At 71.1% G+C, this 16,675-nt stretch carries 18 protein-coding genes; 3 read left to right on the plus strand and 15 right to left on the minus strand.

Annotation, left to right across the window (positions count from 1 at the left end; translation table 11 throughout):
* Positions 1 to 39 precede the first annotated feature (39 nt).
* On the minus strand, positions 40 to 1,179 hold the full coding sequence (locus FPZ47_RS06675; RefSeq protein WP_144949995.1) for a GuaB3 family IMP dehydrogenase-related protein: 1,140 nt from the start codon (positions 1,177 to 1,179) through the stop codon (positions 40 to 42).
* 32 nt (positions 1,180 to 1,211) lie between these two features.
* Positions 1,212 to 2,810, minus strand: coding sequence for an IMP dehydrogenase (gene guaB / locus FPZ47_RS06680; RefSeq protein WP_144949993.1), 1,599 nt, complete (start codon positions 2,808 to 2,810; stop codon positions 1,212 to 1,214).
* Between the two features lie 164 nt (positions 2,811 to 2,974).
* Between guaB and FPZ47_RS06685 the strand changes: the two genes are divergently transcribed.
* On the plus strand, positions 2,975 to 3,388 hold the full coding sequence (locus tag FPZ47_RS06685) for a DUF5319 domain-containing protein (protein WP_144949991.1): 414 nt from the start codon (positions 2,975 to 2,977) through the stop codon (positions 3,386 to 3,388).
* Between the two features lie 7 nt (positions 3,389 to 3,395).
* Here the strand turns inward: FPZ47_RS06685 and FPZ47_RS06690 are convergent, their stop codons facing one another.
* The 3 genes from FPZ47_RS06690 to FPZ47_RS06700 form a co-directional block, all read right to left on the minus strand.
* Complete coding sequence (locus FPZ47_RS06690) at positions 3,396 to 4,175, minus strand: anti-sigma-D factor RsdA (protein WP_144949989.1); 780 nt, start codon at positions 4,173 to 4,175, stop codon at positions 3,396 to 3,398.
* Positions 4,168 to 4,743 (minus strand): sigma-70 family RNA polymerase sigma factor, encoded by a 576-nt coding sequence (locus tag FPZ47_RS06695; RefSeq protein ID WP_210419847.1) that lies wholly within the window; start codon positions 4,741 to 4,743, stop codon positions 4,168 to 4,170. The genes FPZ47_RS06690 and FPZ47_RS06695 overlap by 8 nt, the downstream gene beginning before the upstream one ends.
* An 81-nt stretch (positions 4,744 to 4,824) precedes the next feature.
* Complete coding sequence (locus tag FPZ47_RS06700; protein ID WP_210419848.1) at positions 4,825 to 5,652, minus strand: hypothetical protein; 828 nt, start codon at positions 5,650 to 5,652, stop codon at positions 4,825 to 4,827.
* Positions 5,653 to 6,027: 375 nt separating this feature from the next.
* Between FPZ47_RS06700 and FPZ47_RS06705 the strand changes: the two genes are divergently transcribed.
* Positions 6,028 to 6,336, plus strand: a complete 309-nt coding sequence (locus tag FPZ47_RS06705) for a WhiB family transcriptional regulator (RefSeq protein ID WP_144949985.1) — start codon at positions 6,028 to 6,030, stop codon at positions 6,334 to 6,336.
* A gap of 38 nt (positions 6,337 to 6,374) precedes the next feature.
* Here FPZ47_RS06705 and FPZ47_RS06710 read toward each other — a convergent pair whose 3' ends face one another.
* The 3 genes from FPZ47_RS06710 to groES form a co-directional block, all read right to left on the minus strand.
* Complete coding sequence (locus FPZ47_RS06710; protein ID WP_144949983.1) at positions 6,375 to 7,154, minus strand: enoyl-CoA hydratase; 780 nt, start codon at positions 7,152 to 7,154, stop codon at positions 6,375 to 6,377.
* A gap of 194 nt (positions 7,155 to 7,348) precedes the next feature.
* The gene (gene groL / locus FPZ47_RS06715; RefSeq protein ID WP_144949981.1) at positions 7,349 to 8,983 is read right to left on the minus strand and encodes a chaperonin GroEL; all 1,635 of its coding nucleotides are present in this window, start codon (positions 8,981 to 8,983) and stop codon (positions 7,349 to 7,351) included.
* 76 nt (positions 8,984 to 9,059) lie between these two features.
* Complete coding sequence (gene groES, locus FPZ47_RS06720; RefSeq protein WP_068075314.1) at positions 9,060 to 9,362, minus strand: co-chaperone GroES; 303 nt, start codon at positions 9,360 to 9,362, stop codon at positions 9,060 to 9,062.
* A gap of 273 nt (positions 9,363 to 9,635) precedes the next feature.
* Between groES and FPZ47_RS06725 the strand changes: the two genes are divergently transcribed.
* Complete coding sequence (locus FPZ47_RS06725) at positions 9,636 to 10,316, plus strand: C39 family peptidase (RefSeq protein WP_144949979.1); 681 nt, start codon at positions 9,636 to 9,638, stop codon at positions 10,314 to 10,316.
* Here FPZ47_RS06725 and tsaD read toward each other — a convergent pair.
* The 7 genes from tsaD to gad all read right to left on the minus strand — a co-directional run bounded on the left by tsaD (position 10,313) and on the right by gad (position 16,660).
* The gene (tsaD, locus tag FPZ47_RS06730) at positions 10,313 to 11,347 is read right to left on the minus strand and encodes a tRNA (adenosine(37)-N6)-threonylcarbamoyltransferase complex transferase subunit TsaD (protein ID WP_144949977.1); all 1,035 of its coding nucleotides are present in this window, start codon (positions 11,345 to 11,347) and stop codon (positions 10,313 to 10,315) included. The genes FPZ47_RS06725 and tsaD overlap by 4 nt on opposite strands.
* Positions 11,344 to 11,820, minus strand: coding sequence for a ribosomal protein S18-alanine N-acetyltransferase (gene rimI / locus FPZ47_RS06735; RefSeq protein WP_144949975.1), 477 nt, complete (start codon positions 11,818 to 11,820; stop codon positions 11,344 to 11,346). Before rimI ends, tsaD begins: the two co-directional genes overlap by 4 nt.
* Positions 11,817 to 12,440 carry a tRNA (adenosine(37)-N6)-threonylcarbamoyltransferase complex dimerization subunit type 1 TsaB gene (gene tsaB, locus FPZ47_RS06740; protein WP_425461754.1) on the minus strand — a complete coding sequence of 208 codons (624 nt, stop codon included), beginning with the start codon at positions 12,438 to 12,440 and terminating at the stop codon, positions 11,817 to 11,819. Before tsaB ends, rimI begins: the two co-directional genes overlap by 4 nt.
* Positions 12,437 to 12,907 (minus strand): tRNA (adenosine(37)-N6)-threonylcarbamoyltransferase complex ATPase subunit type 1 TsaE, encoded by a 471-nt coding sequence (tsaE, locus tag FPZ47_RS06745; protein WP_144949971.1) that lies wholly within the window; start codon positions 12,905 to 12,907, stop codon positions 12,437 to 12,439. The genes tsaB and tsaE overlap by 4 nt, the downstream gene beginning before the upstream one ends.
* Positions 12,900 to 13,952, minus strand: a complete 1,053-nt coding sequence (locus FPZ47_RS06750; RefSeq protein ID WP_246859827.1) for an alpha/beta fold hydrolase — start codon at positions 13,950 to 13,952, stop codon at positions 12,900 to 12,902. The genes tsaE and FPZ47_RS06750 overlap by 8 nt, the downstream gene beginning before the upstream one ends.
* Positions 13,953 to 14,004: 52 nt before the next feature.
* On the minus strand, positions 14,005 to 15,171 hold the full coding sequence (gene alr, locus FPZ47_RS06755; RefSeq protein ID WP_210419849.1) for an alanine racemase: 1,167 nt from the start codon (positions 15,169 to 15,171) through the stop codon (positions 14,005 to 14,007).
* Positions 15,172 to 15,283: 112 nt separating this feature from the next.
* A complete protein-coding gene (gene gad / locus FPZ47_RS06760; RefSeq protein ID WP_144949967.1) occupies positions 15,284 to 16,660 on the minus strand; it encodes a glutamate decarboxylase in 1,377 nt (458 codons plus the stop codon).
* Between the last annotated feature and the right edge of the window lie 15 nt (positions 16,661 to 16,675).

Consider the following 16,675-nt stretch of genomic DNA (forward strand, 5'->3'; position numbering starts at 1 on the left):
CCGCGGGCCGACGGGTGCGGGCACCGGCTGCGCGGCGGCTCAGCTTCCGACGGTCAGGCCGACCTTCTGGAATTCCTTGAGGTCGCAGTACCCCGCCTTCGCCATCGACCGGCGCAGGCCACCGACCAGGTTGAGGCTGCCGAACGGGTCGTCGGACGGCCCGCCCAGCACGCGTTCCATCGGCGGGCGCTCGCCGGCCGCGATCTGCAGCAGCGCCCCGCGCGGCAGCGACGGGTGCGCCGCCGCCGCCGGCCAGAACCACCCGTCGCCGAGCGCCTCCGCGCACTCGGCCAGCGGCGTGCCCAGCACGACCGCGTCGGCGCCGCAGGCGATCGCCTTGGCCAGCTCGCCGGAGGTGTGGATGTCGCCGTCGGCCAGCACGTGCACGTACCGGCCGCCGGTCTCGTCGAGGTATTCGCGGCGCGCGGCGGCGGCGTCGGCGATCGCGGTGGCCATCGGCACGCTGATGCCCAGCACCTCGTCGGTGGTGGTCACGCCCCGGGTGGAGCCATAGCCGACGATGACGCCGGCGGCCCCGGTGCGCATCAGGTGCAGCGCGGTGCGGTGGTCCTGCACGCCGCCGGCGACCACGGGCACGTCGAGCTCGGAGATGAAGGTCTTCAGGTTCAGCGGCTCGCCGGCCCCTTCTCGATCCAAGGCCACCCGTTCGGCGGAGACGATGGTGCCCTGGATGACCAGCAGGTCGATGCCGGCCGCGACCAGCACCGGCGTCAGCCACTGCGCGTTCTGCGGGCTCACCCGCACCGCCGTGGTGACGCCGGCCTCGCGGATGCGCGTCACCGCGGCAGCCAGCAGCTCCGGGTCCAGCGGTGCCGCGTGCAGTTCCTGCAGCAGCCGCACCGCGGCCGAGGGTTCGGGCTCCTTCTCGGCGGCCTCGACGAGCTGGGCGACCTTGGCCTCGACGTCGGCGTGCCGCCCGATCAGGCCTTCGCCGTTGAGGATGCCCAGCCCGCCGAGCCGGCCGAGCTCGATGGCGAACTCCGGCGACACCAGGGCATCGGTCGGATGGGCCAGCACCGGGATCTCGAACCGGTAGGCGTCGAGCTGCCAGGACGTCGACACGTCCTGGGACGAGCGGGTGCGGCGCGACGGCACGATGCCGATTTCGCTGAGTTCATAGGTGCGACGGGCGATGCGGCCCATCCCGATCTCGACCATGTGGGTATCCAGCGGGCTTTCTATCGGGCTTTCTAACGGGCGTAATAGTTGGGCGCTTCGACGGTCATCGCGACGTCGTGCGGGTGGCTTTCGCGGAGTCCGGCGGCGGTGATCCGGACGAACTGCGCCTGCTGCAGCGCCTCGATGGTGGGCGAGCCGGTGTAGCCCATGGCGGCCCGCAGCCCGCCGGTCAGCTGGTGGATCACCGACGACAGCGGACCCCGGAACGGCACCCGGCCCTCGATGCCCTCGGGCACCAACTTGTCCTCCGAGAGCGCGTCGTCGGCGAAGTAGCGGTCCTTGGAGTAGGACTTGCCTGGACCGCCGGCCCCGCCCCTGCCCTGCATGGCGCCGAGCGATCCCATACCCCGGTAGCTCTTGAACTGCTTGCCGTTGACGAAGATCAGCTCACCGGGCGCCTCGGCGGTGCCGGCCAGCAGCGAGCCCAGCATGGCCGTCGACGCGCCCGCGGCCAGGGCCTTGGCGATGTCGCCGGAGTACTGCAGCCCCCCGTCGGCGATGACCGGCACGCCCGAGGGACGACAGGCCGCCACAGCTTCCAAGATCGCCGTGATCTGCGGTGCGCCGACACCGGCCACCACGCGCGTCGTGCAGATCGACCCGGGACCGACCCCGACCTTCACCGCGTCCGCACCGGCCTCGACCAGTGCGGCGGCCGCGGCCCTGGTGGCCACGTTGCCGCCGATCACCTCGACCCGGTCGCCGACCTCGGCCTTGAGCTTGCCGACCATGTCGAGCACCAGCCGGTTGTGGGCGTGCGCGGTGTCGACGATCAGCACGTCGGCCCCCGCGTCGACCAGCATCATGGCCCGCACCCAGGCGTCGCCGCCGACGCCGACCGCGGCGCCCACCAGCAGCCGGCCGTCCTTGTCCTTGGTTGCCAGGGGGTGCTGTTCGGTCTTGACGAAGTCCTTGACGGTGATCAGGCCGGTGAGCCGGCCATGGCCGTCGACCACGGGCAGCTTCTCGATCTTGTGGCGGCGCAGCAGGCCCAGCGCCGCGTCGGCGCTGACCCCTTCCTGGGCGGTGATCAGCGGGGCCTTGGTCATCACCTCGGCGACCGTCTTGGTCTGGTCGACCTCGAACCGCATGTCGCGGTTGGTGATGATGCCGAGCAGCGCGCCGGAGTCGTCGACCACCGGCAGGCCGGAGATCCGGAACCGTGCGCACATCGCGTCGACCTGCGCCAGGGTGTTGTCCGGGCGGCAGGTGACCGGATCGGTGACCATGCCCGCCTCGGAGCGCTTGACCGTCTCGACCTGGCCGGCCTGTTCGGCGACGGGCAGGTTGCGGTGCAGCACACCCATTCCGCCGGCGCGCGCCATCGCGATGGCCATCCGCGACTCCGTCACGGTGTCCATCGCCGAACTGACCAGCGGAACTTTGAGCCTGATCTTCCTGGTGAGCTGGCTGGCGGTGTCCGCGGCGGCCGGCACCACGTCGGAAGCCGCCGGCAACAACAGGACGTCGTCGAAAGTCAGACCCAACATGGCTACCTTGTTGGGATTGTCGCCCCCGGTCGCCACCGAGTTCTCCGTCAGGCCGCCGCGCAGGTACGGACTGGCGACCAGGTCGGAACTGTCTTCCAGGTGGGACATGCCACGGGACATCGGTGCGGCCTCCATACGCATGCGAAGTGAGACACCCATCCTATCGGCTTGGGCCGCACCGGTGACGATGCGCGCCGCGCCGGTCGCGGGCCGGCGAATCGGAGCGCCGACGGGGCGCGTTCACCTGCTGGCGTTCCCATTGAGGGCGTGCGTACCCTAGAGGGGTGCGCGACCACCTCCCCCCGGGTTTGCCGCCCGACCCGTTTGCCGACGACCCCTGTGACCCGTCGGCGGCGCTGGATGCCGTAGAGCCCGGTCAGCCGCTGGACCAGCAGGAGCGCATGGCGGTCGAGGCGGACCTGGCCGACCTGGCCGTCTACGAAGCACTGTTGGCGCACAAGGGTATTCGCGGTCTCGTGGTGTGCTGCGACGAATGCGAGCAAGACCACTACCACGACTGGGACATGTTGCGGGCCAACCTGCTGCAGCTGTTGATCGACGGCACCGTGCGCCCGCACGAGCCCGCCTACGACCCCGAGCCCGACTCCTATGTGACGTGGGACTACTGCCGGGGCTACGCCGACGCGTCCCTCAACGAGGCGACGTCGGACGCCGACGGATACCCCCGGATGCACTGAGCCGCAGCTAGGGAGTGTCCGGTTCCCCCGGTGCGGGCACGGCGGTCTGCACGTGGTGCCGGTGCGGGCCGGAGAACGGCGTGGGCGACGGACTCGCTCCCGATTCCGGGGCCGGCGCCATCGAGGCGTCCGGCGCCCCGGATGCCGGCGGGGAGACGCCCGGGCGCCCGGACTGGGGCGCCAGCGTCGCATTCGGGTCGCGCGAGCGGACCTTCGCGTTGAGCAGGTTGACCCGGTCCATCAGGTCGCGCCGGCTGGCATCGTCGTTCATCGACTGCACGGCAGCGCTGACCTCGGCCAGCTGATTTTGCGCCTGATCCCACTGACCCTGGTTGATCATCTCCTGGATCTTGGCCAGCTCCGCCTTGGCGGACAGCGTGATCTGGCCGTCGTTGACGCGGGGCTGGTCGAAGACCATCGCATGCAGGCCGTAGAGCGCATCCCCGGGGCGGGCTTCGGCCACCAGCGCTCCGAATCCGCTGAGGATCAGCAGCGTCGCGGCCACCGACCCGATCGCGGCCAGGCCGCGCCGGCTGCGGCGCCGTTCGGCTATCCCGGTGCGCAGCGCCTCGACGGCCTCCTCCGGCGACACCAGCGCGCTGGCCGGCGGCCACCGCAGGTTGTCGCGCCAGTCCTCCAGCAGCTGGGCCAGCGCCGCGTCGTCGGGGTCCTCGCGATCCTGCAGATCGACCGGCAGGCGTTCGGCGAGCGCGTCGAGCAGCAGATCGGTGCGGGCGAACTCGTCGGGCCCCGGCTGGTCCCCGGGCGCACGTCCAAACTCACGCATAGTCACCTGCCGCAACGATTTCGGACTTGAGGCGCGTCAGCGCGCGGTGCTGGGCCACCCGCACCGCGCCCGTCGTGCTGCCGACGGCCGCGGCGGTCTCCTCGGCGGACAGTCCGACGACGACGCGCAGGATCAGGATCTCGCGCTGCTTGGCGGGCAGGATCTCCAGCAACTCGCTCATCCGGCTGACCGAGTCGGCCTCGATGGCCCGCTGCTCCGGGCCCGCTTCGACCGACCAGCGCTCGGGCAGCGTCTCGGCCGGATAGGTGAGATCGCGGCCCGCCGCCCGGTGCGCGTCGGCGACCTTGTGGGCGGCGATCCCGTAGAGAAAAGCCAGAAAGGGGCGTCCCCGTTCGCGGTAGCGCGGCAGCGCCATAATGGCGGCCAAGCACACCTCCTGAGCCACGTCATCGGCTGACAGACCACCTCGCTCGACCGTGCCGACTCGCGCCCGGCAATATCGCACCACTATCGGACGGATGGTCTCCAGCACCTCTCGTAGAGCCTTCGGGTCCCCCGCTACGGCCTCGGCCACCGCAGCGTCGAGACGTTCCCCTTGACTTGTCATCGACGGCGGTATCTCCAACGTTACGAACCGGACACATCCCGGGGCTTACCAACGCAATGACAATAACGGGCGAAGGGCCGTTCAATCGGTATGCCAGGTTCCACCGGCGCGTCGCACCTGACCTGCGCAGATATCGCGGATTTCGCGCAATTTCCGTGCCGGAAACGTGACGCTCCCGATATCGATCAGCAAGCATGCCAGCGCCCATCGCAGGGGCGTCAGCCCCAGCCGGGCGGCCTCGTCGAGGGCGGTGTCGGCGACGGCGCGGGCCGTGTCGGTGGCACCGGCGCTGCACAGGGCGGCCGCCAGCACGACGTCGCTTTTGACCCGGTGCCGCGCCGACGCGACCGCCATCGCCCGGGACAGCTCGACCGCCGCACCGGCATGGCGCACGGCGACGTCGCCGTGGCCGGAGGCCATCGCCAGCTCGGCGGCCACCCACCACCGGCGCACGGCGAGCCGGTCGGGCACCGCCGCCCCCGGCTTCAGCACCGCGTCCACCCGGGCCAGCAACGTCGCCGCGGCCGCCAGGCGCCCGACGCCCAGCGCGTCGGCCGCGAGCCCGGTCAGCGCGTCGGCGCGGGCCTCGGGGTCCGCCGCCGCCAGCGCCAGTGCCCGTCCGTCCCAGCCCCGCGCCAGGGTGTGCCATCCCAGCTGGCGCAGAAACGACCCGTGGGTGCTGTGGGCCAGCGAGACCAGGCGTCCGGGCGCCCCGCTGCGCCGCAACTGGGCGAGGTCGCGGTAGGCGCTCCCGTAGCGGCCCTGCCCACCGGCCGCGACCGCCCGCAGCCACAGTTGCTCCGGTGTGGCCGCCGTCGGCAACGGCCAGCGGCCCGGCTCGCCGCCGAAGGCGGCCCCGGCCAACTTTTCGTCGATCACCGACGTGTGATAAGTCTCAATCGCGGCCATAGTGGTAAACAGTTCGTGCGGGTTGTGTTACCGAAATGTTAATCGCCAGCACGGTGCCCACTAATTGCCCCCTCCCGCGCTCCCAGCACTGAGCTGGGACGATCACGGTTCGGCCAAGTGCCTGGTAGCGCCCGTTCCGTTCGCGAAATACGACACAGATGAACGCAGCGTAAAATCTGTTCCAACCCTTACATATTTTGCTGGCCTAAGTGGCTCCTACGTGGCTATTGACGGAAATTCGCCGTCCCCCCTAACGTCTACCGGTGACGGGTTGTCATCGGTGACGCCGCTTCATTTCCGTTGCTAACACAGCTTCTCGGACGCTTCGCGAACTCGACCTCAACTGGGCGTGCCGTGCAGAGAGGGAACATGCCAATGCCACAGCCTGAGCAGCTACCCGGGCCCAACGCCGACATCTGGAACTGGCAACTCGAGGGCCTGTGCCGCGGCGTTGACTCGTCGATGTTCTTTCACCCCGACGGCGAGCGCGGCCGCGCGCGCCTGCAGCGCGAGCAGCGCGCCAAGGAGATGTGCCGGCAGTGCCCGGTCATCCAGCAGTGCCGTGCCCACGCCCTCGACGTCGGGGAGCCCTACGGCGTGTGGGGCGGCCTGTCGGAATCCGAGCGCGACCTGCTGCTCAAGGGCGACATCGGCCGCGGGCGGGGCATTCGCCGGTCGGCCTGAGCTGCCCTTCCCGCACGCCCCCGCGGCCCGGCGCGGCGTCACCCGGGCCACCGGGGCGCGCGCTTGTCGATGAAGGCCGCGACGCCCTCCAGCGCGCAGGGATCCATCATGTTGCACGCCATCGTCGCGCCCGCGTCCTCGTAGGCGGCCTCGATGCCGGCCTCGATCTGGCGGTAGAACAGCGCCTTGCCCATGGCGACGGCGACGCGCGGCTTGGCGACGACCCGCGCCACCAGCTCCGCCACCGCCTCGTCCAGCGCCTCGGGTGCGGCCACCTTGTTGACCAGCCCCAGCACCCGCGCCTCCTCGGCGGAGACGAACTCGCCGGTCACGAGCATCTCGAAGGCGGCTTTGCGCGGCAGATTGCGCGACAGCGCCACCCCCGGGGTCGCGCAGAACAGCCCGACGTTGATGCCGCTGACCGCGAAGCGCGCGTCGCGGCTCGCCACCGCGAGGTCGCACATCGCGACGAGCTGGCAGCCCGCGGCGGTCGCCAGACCGTGGACCCGCGCGATCACCGGGACGGGCAGGCGCTGAATCGCCAGCATCACGGTCGTGCACTGCGCGAACAAGCGCTGGTAGTACTCGAGCGACGGCTCGGCCCGCATCTCCTTCAGGTCGTGTCCGGCGCAGAAGGCCTTGCCGGACGCCCCGAGCACGACGGCGCGCACCGCCTCGTCGTCGGCGAGCGCGTCGATGGCCTCGCCGAGCGCCGCGAGCATCGCCTCGGACAGCGCGTTGAAGGCGTGCGGGCGGTTCAGCGTCAGCGTGACGACGCCGCGCTCATCGCGGTGTTGCAGCAGCAGCGGTTCTTCCATCGCCTGACCTCACTCGATTGCTCCGGCGCTGATCGGACGCTAGCACCCGACATTCACACCGCCGCGACACACAAACCCGGCGAGGACTACGCCGATAACGACCGCGACGGGGTGTGCCGCGCGGAGCACGCCGCCGACAAAACGAAACACCCCCGGCCCGTCAGGACCGGGGGTGCTCGGAACCACTGGCCTAGCTAGTGGTGGTGATGACCGTGGCCATGGCCATGGCCATGGTCATGGTCGCCCTCCTCGTCGGCCGGCTTCTCGACAATCGCCGTCTCGGTGGTGAGCACCATCCGGGCCACCGATGCCGCGTTGAGCACCGCCGACCGGGTGACCTTGACCGGGTCGATGACGCCGTCGGCGATCAGGTCGCCATAGCGCAGCGTCGCGGCGTTCAGGCCCTGCCCGGCGGGCAGCTCGCTGACCTTGTTGACCACGACCGCACCGTCGAGGCCGGCGTTGTCGGCGATCCAGTACAGCGGCGCGGCCAGGGCCTCGGAGAAGACGTCGACCCCCGCCGCCTGGTCGCCGGTCAGCGACGCCCGCAGCTCCTGCAGCGCCCCGCGGGCCCCGATGAGCGCCGTGCCACCGCCGGCCACGATGCCCTCCTCGACGGCCGCCTTGGCGGCCGCGACGGCGTCCTCGACGCTTTCCTTACGCTTCTTGAGCGCCGTCTCGGTGGCGGCGCCGACCTTGAGCACGGCGACCCCGCCGGCCAGCTTGGCCAGCCGCTCCTGCAGCTTCTCGCGGTCCCAGTCCGAGTCGCTCGCCTCCGCCTCGGCGCGCAGCTGCTTGATGCGACCGGCCACCGCCTCGGCGGACCCGCCGCCGTCGACGATGATGGTGTCGTCCTTGCCGACCACGACGCGGCGGGCCGAACCCAGGACCTCCACCCCGACCTCACGCAGCAGCAGGCCGGCGTCGGGATTGACCACCTGCCCGCCCGTGACGATCGCCAGGTCCTCCATGAACGCCTTGCGCCGGTCGCCGAAGAACGGCGACTTGACCGCGACGGCCTTCAGCGTCTTGCGGATCGCGTTGACCACCAGCGTGGCCAGGGCCTCGCCCTCGATGTCCTCGGCGATGATGACCAACGGCTTGCCCGCTTCGGCGACCTTCTCCAGCATCGGCAGCAGGTCGGGCAGCGAGCTGATCTTCTCCTGGTGCAACAGGATCAGCGGGTCTTCGAGCACGGCCTGCTGGGCGTCGAAGTCGGTCACGAAGTACGCCGACAGGTAGCCCTTGTCGAAGCCGACACCCTCGGTGAACTCCAGTTCGGTGTTCATCGTCGAGGATTCCTCGACGCTGACGACGCCGTCGGTGCCGACCTTGTGCATCGCCTCGCCGACCAGCGCGCCGATCTCCTCGTCGCGCGAGGAGACCGTCGCCACCTGGGCGATCCCCTCCCTGCCGGACACCGGGGTCGCCGACGCGAGCAGCGCCTCGGACACCGCGTCGGCGGCTTTGCTGATGCCCGCCCCGAGTTCCATCGCGTTGGCCCCGGCGGCGACCAGGCGCAGGCCGCCCTTCACCAGTGCCTGCGCCAGCACCGTGGCGGTGGTGGTGCCGTCGCCGGCGACGTCGTTGGTCTTGGTGGCCACCGACTTCACCAGCTGGGCGCCGAGGTTCTCGAACGGGTCCTCCAGGTCGATCTCCCGCGCGACGGTGACGCCGTCGTTGGTGACCGTGGGGCCGCCCCAGGACTTGGCCAGCACCACGTTGCGGCCGCGCGGCCCCAGCGTCACCCGGACCGCGTCGGCGAGCGCGTTCACGCCCGCCTCGATGGCGCGGCGCGCGGTCTCGTCGTACTCAATCAGCTTGCTCATCAGGCTCCTTGGTAACGCATGCCGCCCCGGAAATCACCGCGGCCATGCGCGGGGATCGCCGGGGCGGACATGGTGCTTACTTCGATACGACAGCCAGCACGTCGCGTGCCGACAGGATCAGGTACTCCTCGCCGTTGTACTTGATCTCGGTGCCGCCGTACTTGCTGTAGATGACGGTGTCGCCTTCCGAGACGTCGAGCGGGATCCGCTTTGCGCCGTCCTCGTCCCAGCGGCCGGGACCGACGGCGACGACGGTGCCTTCCTGCGGCTTCTCCTTGGCGGTGTCGGGAATGACCAGACCGGACGCGGTCGTGGTCTCGGCCTCGTTGGCCTGCACGAGAATCTTGTCCTCGAGTGGCTTGATGTTCACCTTCGCCACGATGGGAGCCCTCCAGTTAGTTGGTAGCAGGCCCGGGACCATCGCCCGGGCCGGGGTTGGCGGTCGGTTCGCGGCGTGCCCCGAACCGTCCGTTTGTCAGGTGGTCTGGCACTCGTCCGTACCCTCGCACCGTCGTCGCGGGTGCCGGCACAGGGGGACGTCCGACTGCCACCTAGCACTCTATACACGAGAGTGCTAGCACTCAAGGGCGGCCCGCTGCTTCCCGCGCCGGAGCAGGTCGCCGCCCAGAATGCGCGTGGCGATAATGGACTCATGCTCACCGGCATCCTCGCCAAGCGCACCGCGCTCACGGCCACGCTCATCATCGCGGCCTTCGTCGCATCCTTGTGGGGCGGCGCCGGATTGGCCGGCGCCGACCCGAACGGCCAGATGTACGGGGACCCGCAGGCCGCCGCGCCCTACTGGCGCTACCAGCACCAGGAGGACTGCGGCCTGATGGCCGTGGCCGACGTCGTCGGCCAGCTCACCGGCCACGAACCCACCCAGCTCGGCATCGAGCTGCGCGGCATCTTCACCCCCAGCGAATCCCACGGCGGCGACGTGTACTTCTTCGACGGCACGTCGCCGCAGGACATGGTCATGCTGCTGCAGCGCTACGGTGTCCAGTCGCAGATCACGACCGGCAACACCCTGCAGGCGCTCGAGAACTACCTCTCCGGCGGCCACAAGGTCATCGCGGCGCTCAACGCGGAAACCATCTGGAACTATCCCCCGGGTCAGGGCCAGCGCACGCAGCCCGACCACGCCGTCGTCGTCACCGGGGTCGACACCGCCGACGACGTCGTCCACCTCAACGACAGCGGCACCCCCAACGGCCGCGACGAGCTGATCCCGCTGGACACCTTCACCCAGGCCTGGTCGACCAGCGACGACCTGCTCATCGTCACCGACGCGACCGGCTACGGCACATTGCCGTGGGCGCCCCGGATCTAAGGCAGCCGGCCCCGCACCACCGGCAGGCCCGGGTCGCCGGCCACGTCCAGCGCCGACGGCGGCGTGCCCGCGGCCACCAGGTGCGCGGCGAACGACGCGATCATCGCCCCGTTGTCGGTGCACAGCCGCGGCCCGGGGATCCGCAGGGTCAGGCCGGCCTGCGCGCAGCGCTGCGCGGCGAGCTCCCGCAGCCGCGAGTTCGCGGCCACTCCCCCCGCGATCAGCAGGGTCGACACGCCGGCCCGGGTGGCCGCCCGCACCGCCTTGCGCGTCAACACGTCGGCGACGGCTTCCTGGAATCCGGCCGCGACGTCGGCCGCCGCCGCGTCCGGGGCGCTCTCCAGATACCGCGCCACCGCGGTCTTGAGCCCGGAGAAGCTGAACGCGCAGGGATCGTCGGCCGGTCCGGTCATGCCGCGGGGGAAGACGACGGCTTCGGGATCTCCGGTGCGGGCCAGCTCGTCGAGCACCTTGCCGCCCGGATAGCCCAGGCCCAGCAGCCGCGCCACCTTGTCGTAGGCCTCGCCGGCGGCGTCGTCGACCGTGCTGCCGAGCTCGACGATCGGCTCGCCGAGCGAACGCACGTGCAGCAGGTGCGTGTGCCCCCCCGACACCAGCAGCGCCACGCACTCGGGCAGCGGGCCGTGCTCGTAGACGTCGGCGGCCAGATGTCCGCCGAGATGGTTGACGGCGTAGAACGGCACGCCCCAGGCGGCCGCATAGGCCTTGGCCGCCGCGACCCCCACCATCAGGGCTCCGGCCAGGCCGGGCCCGATGGTGGTGGCCACGATGTCGGGCCTGTCGAGACCCGCGGCCGCCAGGGCGCGGCGCATGGTGGGGCCGAGCGCCTCCAGATGGGCCCGGGAGGCGATCTCGGGCACCACGCCGCCGAACCGGACGTGCTCGCCGACGCTGGAGGCCACCTCGTCGGCCAGCAACGTCACGGTCGCCCCGGAACCGGCGCCGTCCAGCCGCGCGATGCCGACTCCCGTCTCGTCGCAGGAGCTTTCGATGGCCAGGATGACTGTCATGGGGCGTGGCAAGCCTCTCTGCGCATCGTGTAGGCATCGGCGCCGCTGACGCGGTAGTAGCGACGGCGCAGGCCGACCTGCTCGAACCCCACGCTGCGGTACAGCGCGATCGCGGCCTCGTTGTCGGTGCGCACCTCCAGATACACCACGCCGCCGTCGGCGAACTCCAGCAGCTCGTCGAGCAGCCGCCGGCCGATGCCGCGGCCCTGGCAGGCGGGGTCCACGCCGATGGTGTGCACCTCGTACTCGAACGGCGGCCTGCGGCCCAGCCGCGAGATACCGGCGTACCCGACCAGCGTTCCGGCGCTGCGCGCGCCCACGTAATGGCTGTGCGGGCTGGCCAGCTCCCGGTTGAACGCGGCCGCCGGCCACGGGTCGTCGCCGTCGAACAGCTGCGATTCGAGCTCGGCGCACCGTGCGGCGTCGGCCGTGGTCAACGCACCGATGGTCACGGGCTCGCCGCAGGCGGTCATCGGCGCTCCGCCAGGGGTTTGGCGTCGGGCCGGCGCAGGTACAGCGCCACCAGGGGCGCCGGCGGCGCCGACCAGTCCCCGACGGCGGCCGCCAGGCCGGCAGGTGTCGGATGGACGGGCCCGCACCGCGGCAGGCCGAACATCCCCGCGTGCTCGGGTGAGCCGGCCACCGCTTCGGCCGCGCCGGGGTCGACACCGGCCGCGGCGCCGACCGCGGGGCCCTCGGTGCGGACCCCGTCTCGGTAACGGGCCCAATAGATTTCGCGCCGACGGGCGTCGGTGACGACCAGGGTGTCGCCGGTGGTGAGCACCCCGATGGCGTCCAGGCTGCACACGCCGTGCACCGGGATGCCCAGCGCGTGCCCGTAGGCCGCGGCGCTGGCCATGCCCACCCGCAGCCCGGTGAAGGGACCCGGGCCGCAGCCCACCACGACGGCGTCGAGATCGCCCATCCGCAGCGCGGCGTCGGCGAGCGCGGCGAGCACGTTGGGGGTGAGCCGTTCGGCGTGGGCGCGGGCGTCGACGGTGACGCGCTCGGCCAGCACGGCCAGATCGTCGCGCCGCACCACCCCGGCCGTCACCGCCGGGGTGGAAGTGTCGATGGTCAGGACGACGCTCACCGGGCCCACCGCCACGTGGCGAGCCGCACGTCGGAGTGGCTGACCCGCTCCAGCCGGACGTCGAGGTGCCGCTCGGAGAGGCGTTCGGCGATGCCCTCGCCCCACTCCACCACGACGACCGCGTCCTGCAGGTCGGTGTCGAGGTCCAGCGAGTCGAGTTCCCCCAGCAGGTCGGCTCCGGGTGAGTCCAGTAACCGGTACAGGTCGACGTGGATCATCGCCGGCGCGCCCGGCCGCCGCGGCCGATGCACCCGTGCCAGCACGTACGACGGCGACGTGATCGGGCCTTCGACATCCATGGCCACGGCAATCCCCTTGGCCAGCACGGTCTTTCCCGCACCCAGCGGACCGCAGAGCACCACCACGTCACCGGCGCGCAGCTGCTCGCCCAGCCGGGATCCCAGCGCGACGGTGTCCTCGACGCGCTCGAGCGTGGCGGTGCCGCCATCCGGCCCCTGCTCAGCCACGGCGCCACACCAGTTCCCGGAATCGTCGGGCGGCCCGACCCATCCTGCCCGGAAGGGCCCGATCGACGAGCCGGACCAGCCCGTCGTTGATGGCCTCGGGCTTGTCCAGCAGAGCCAGGTGGCTCGCCCCGGGGACGATGACCAGCTCGGACAACGGCATACACGCCGCCATCTTGCGGGAGTACTCGTCCGGGGTGAGCAGGTCGTGGTCGCCGCAGGCGACCAGGGTCGGGACCCGCAGCAGCGTCCACAGCCCGGCGGTTTCGTCGTGCCGTTCCAGCGCGTCCAGGAACCCCACCAGGGTGGTGATCGGGGTGTCGTTCATCATGCGCTGCGAGAACGCGTCCAGGCTCCGGCTGACCTGCAGGTCGCCGAACGACGCGGCCCGCAGGACGGGACCGATCAGCGACCGCGACACGGTGCGGCCGCGGTTCATCAGCGTGGGGGCGGACCTGACGGTGAACCGGATCGCTTCCAGCGCCGGATTTTTCAGTAACTCGCCCAGCGGTGAGCGCGACAGCCCTTCGGCGGCAGAGGAAATCAGCGCCGCGCCGACGATCCGTTTTCCGTATCCCTCGGGAAACTGGCGGGCATGCGACAACACCGTCATGCCACCCATCGAATGACCCACCAGTACGATCATCCCACGCGGCGCCGCCACCGTCAGCACGCTCTCCAGGTCCTTGCCGAGCTGGGTCAGCGTGTAGGTCTCCGGCAAGCCCTGGCCGGACCGGCCGTGCCCGCGCTGGTCGTAGAAGACCATCCGCACCCGCGGCCCCAGCCGCCCGGGCAGCCGGGTCCGCTGGAAATGGAAGGCGCCCATGCGCAGACAGAAACCGTGGACGAACACCAGCGTCAGCGGGGCGTGCACGGGCCCGGCCTCGCGGACGGCCAGCGGCACCCCGTCCGGGGTGGTCACCACGTAGCCGCGGTCGTCGTCGATACGGTCGAAATCCTCGCCGGCGTACGGGTCTTCGGCAGCGGTGGCACGCCGGGTCACCGAGCGGCGGGCCGAGGCCCCCACGATGGCGGCGATCGCGGTCAGACCGGCACCTCCCGCAAACCAGGCCCTCACCCAGTGGCGCCGGCGGGTTCGGTCATCGCTCAACGGTGTCGGCCTCGCGGTATGTCCTGGTGATGCGGCCCCGGGGGCTGGTCACCACCTCGTAGTGGATGGTGCCGATCAGATCGGCCCAGTCCTGTGCGGTCGGCTCGCCCCCGTCGCCCGGCCCGAACAGGATCGCCTCGTCGCCCTCGGCCACGTCGGGCTTCCCGGGGCCCAGGTCGACGAGGAACTGGTCCATGCAGATCCGCCCGACGCCGGGCCGCCGCCTGCCGTTGATCAGGACGTCCAGGCGTCCGCCCAGCGTCCGGAACACCCCGTCGGCGTAGCCGATCGGCAGCAGCGCCAGGTTGGTCTCGCGGTCGGCGATCCAGGTGTGGCCATACGACACACCCTCGCCGGCACGGATCGACTTCACCAGCGCGACAGCACATTTCACCGTCATCGCCGGCACCAGCCCCATGTCGCCGAGCGCGGGGACCGGGCTCAGGCCGTACACGGCGATACCGGGCCGGACGAGGTCGAAGGCCAGGTCGGGCCGCGACATCGTCGCCGACGAGTTCGACAGGTGGGCAACCTCGAACCGCATCCCCCGCTCGCGCGCCGCCGCGAGCAGCTCGGCGAACCGCCGGGCCTGGGCGTCGTTGACGGCGCTGTCGGGCTGGTCGGCGTGCACCAGGTGCGACATCAGGCCGCGTACCCGCACGGCGTCCTCGGCGACGGCCCGGCGCAGCGCGTCCAGCAGCGCCGGGAACTGCGCCGGGGGCACCCCGTTGCGGTTCAGCCCGGTGTCGGCCTTGACGGTGACCGTGGCCGTGCGGCCGGTGCGGCGCGCGGCGTTCAGCAGCTCGTCGAGCTGGCGGAGCGAGGACACGGCGATCTGGACGTCGGCCAGCAGGGCCGGCCCGAAGTCGATGCCGGGTGGATGCAGCCACGCCAGCACCGGTGCGGTGATCCCGTCGGCGCGCAGCCGCAGCGCCTCGTCGACGGTGGCCACGCCCAGCTCGGCGGCCCCCGCGGTCAACGCGGCGCGGGCGACCCGGGTGGCCCCGTGGCCGTAGCCGTCCGCCTTGACGACGGCCATCACCTGCCCGTGGCCGGCGTGCTCGCGCAGCACCCGCACGTTGTGCTCGATGGCGCCCAGGTCCACCACGGCCTCGGCGAGGACACCCGGCGTCAGGGACATCGGCGTAACGGACACGGTCGATATTGTCCCAGAACCCGCACAGTGCCGCGAAAGTGCCGCGAAGGTGCAGTTAGCGGCGCCGCCACTCGGGAAATGCGCCGGCAGTCCCACTTTCGCGGGGCGAAAACTAGTGCGCGAAGTGCTGGCAGCCGTAGTGGCCGCCGGGCCTGACCTTGTCCAGCGACGTCAGCGCCGACACGGCGTCGTCGTGCAGTGCCCGGGCCAGGTCGGTCGACAAACCCTCGCGCACCACGATGCGCAGCACCGTCACGTCGGCGGCGTTGTCGGGCATGGTGTAGGCCGGCACCTGCCAGCCGTAGCTCCGCAGCTCGTGCGAGAAGTCGAACTCGGTGTAGCCGCGGTCGCCGGCGAGTTTGAACGTGACCACCGGGATCGCCGAGCCGTCCGAGATCACCTCGAAGCGCTCGCCGGCGCGCAGTTGCTCGCCCAGCCACCGCGCCGTGCGCGACAGCGCTCGCATCACCTTGGTATAGCCGTCGCGGCCCAGCCGCAGGAAGTTGTAGTACTGCCCGATCACCTGGTTGCCGGGACGGGAGAAGTTCAGGGTGAAGGTCGGCATGTCGCCGCCCAGGTAGTTGACCCGGAAGACGAGCTCCTCGGGCAGGTACTCCTTGCTGCGCCACACCACGAAGCCGATGCCGGGATAGGTCAGGCCGTACTTGTGGCCGCTGACGTTGATCGACACCACGCGGGGCAGGCGGAAGTCCCACTTGAGCTCCGGGTGCAGGAAGGGCACCACGAATCCGCCGCTGGCGGCGTCCACGTGCACCGGAACGTCCACGCCCCCGCCGGCGGCGAGTTTGTCCAGCGCGCCGCAGATGTCGGCGACGGGCTCGAGCTCCCCGGTGTAGGTGGTGCCCAGGATCGCCACCACGCCGATGGTGTCCTCGTCGACGGCGTCGAGCACCTGCTCGGGGGTGATCACGTAGCGCCCCTTCTCCATCGGCAGGTAGCGCGGCTCGACGTCGAAGTAGCGACAGAACTTCTCCCACACCACCTGAACGTTGGAGCCCATCACCAGATTCGGGGTGCGCTTTTCCCAGCCTCCCCCTTTTCTGGACCCGACCTTCTGGCGCCAGCGCCATTTCATGGCCAGCCCGCCCAGCATCACCGCCTCGCTCGAGCCGACCGTGGACACCCCGCAGGCGCTGTGGGGGTCGTCGTCACGTAGCTCGTCGGCGTGGAACAGGTCGGCCACCATGGACACGCAGCGCTGCTCGATCGCCGCGGTCGCCGGGTACTCGTCCTTGTCGATCATGTTCTTGTCGAACGTCTCGGCCATGAGCCGGCAGGCCTCGGGGTCCATCCAGGTGGTGACGAAGGTGGCCAGGTTCAGCCGCGAACTGCCGTCGAGCATCAGCTCGTCGTGGACGAAACGGTAGGCGGCGTCCGGGTTCATCGACTCCTCGGGCAGGCGCAGCGCCGGGATCGGGGCGGTGAACAGGCGGTTGGTGTAGGCGGGGGCGATCGCGTGCGCGGGCATGGACGGGTGGTGGGG

The sequence above is a fragment of the Mycobacterium helveticum genome, assembly GCF_007714205.1.
GTDB lineage: Bacteria > Actinomycetota > Actinomycetes > Mycobacteriales > Mycobacteriaceae > Mycobacterium > Mycobacterium helveticum.